The 983-nt window shown below is 34.5% G+C and carries 2 protein-coding genes; both read right to left on the reverse strand.

All coding sequences use genetic code 11. The features are described from left to right. Positions 1–214: 214 nt before the first annotated feature. Positions 215–517 (reverse strand): hypothetical protein, encoded by a 303-nt coding sequence (locus PXY01_RS22045; protein ID WP_127573287.1) that lies wholly within the window; start codon positions 515–517, stop codon positions 215–217. A 20-nt stretch (positions 518–537) separates the two neighbouring features. Then, the coding region (locus PXY01_RS22050) for an EndoU domain-containing protein (protein ID WP_246028073.1) at positions 538–983 on the reverse strand (446 nt) is incomplete at its 5' end.

Genomic DNA, 983 nt, shown 5'->3' on the forward strand with positions numbered 1-983 from the left:
TAATCTTAAACTTGGAAATAAAGAAGGTGGCAATCGATTTTTCAATTACCACCATTATATCAACTTGCTTGACGTTCTGTTTGAGTTGCCGCCCGATACTCTGTCTTGTGCTTCATCATTTTATAGATGAAGTTTACTAGCATTCTCATAACGTATATCAGAGCTTGATTAGTCTAATTGAGTTTACAAAAATTTTTTTACACACTCGTGCATCTTAACTCATGTAATCTTCAGCTATTTGAATATGATCCTTAAGTTCTAAGTCTGGGTATCTTTTATCTAATTGATATAGTAACTCTATAAACTTTTTACTTTGTAAATTATATGCTACATCTTCAAACACTTCACTAAGAAGTGAAAGTTCAGTTTTAGTACATTCCTTCAAAAAATCTAATGTTAAATCTTCATTTTCACTTAATAATTCAATTAATTCAGCCCATTTTTTCTCAATTCTTGGATCATTATCATCAAGTAAGGCTCTTGCTCCCAATACCGCCCGCACTCTTTCATTAAACATAGTACTTACCCCCATTAAAATTATGGTTGTATCATATTATCAGGGAATATCGTTCCAATTTCCCCATTAGTTTTAATTACTCCAACTCTAACACCTTTATATTCAGCAAATATAGTTACCCCATCTGCTACATTCACATGATCAGGCATATTAGCAACATGCTCACCAGCATTTCTAATATCCTCTTTTGTCCATGTTTCTGGAAACCATGCCTGACCAGTTCCTGTTCTTTTTCCTTTTGATTTGTGTCCCGGCACATTTCCTACTCTAACTCCGTTAGGGTACGTAAATTCAATATTATACTCAATCCCATTTTTCTCAAGGAAGTCGATATTATCTTGTCCATGGCCTCCCCCACTCATTTTTGATATTTCGCCAGTCTTTGGATTTCTAGTAAAGTCCCCTATATTCGCATGATCCAATGCTTTATCACTAACTTTGAGAAGATTAACTTTACCCGTCCCCT

The sequence above is a fragment of the Paenibacillus xylaniclasticus genome (assembly GCF_004001065.1).
GTDB lineage: Bacteria > Bacillota > Bacilli > Paenibacillales > Paenibacillaceae > Paenibacillus_T > Paenibacillus_T xylaniclasticus.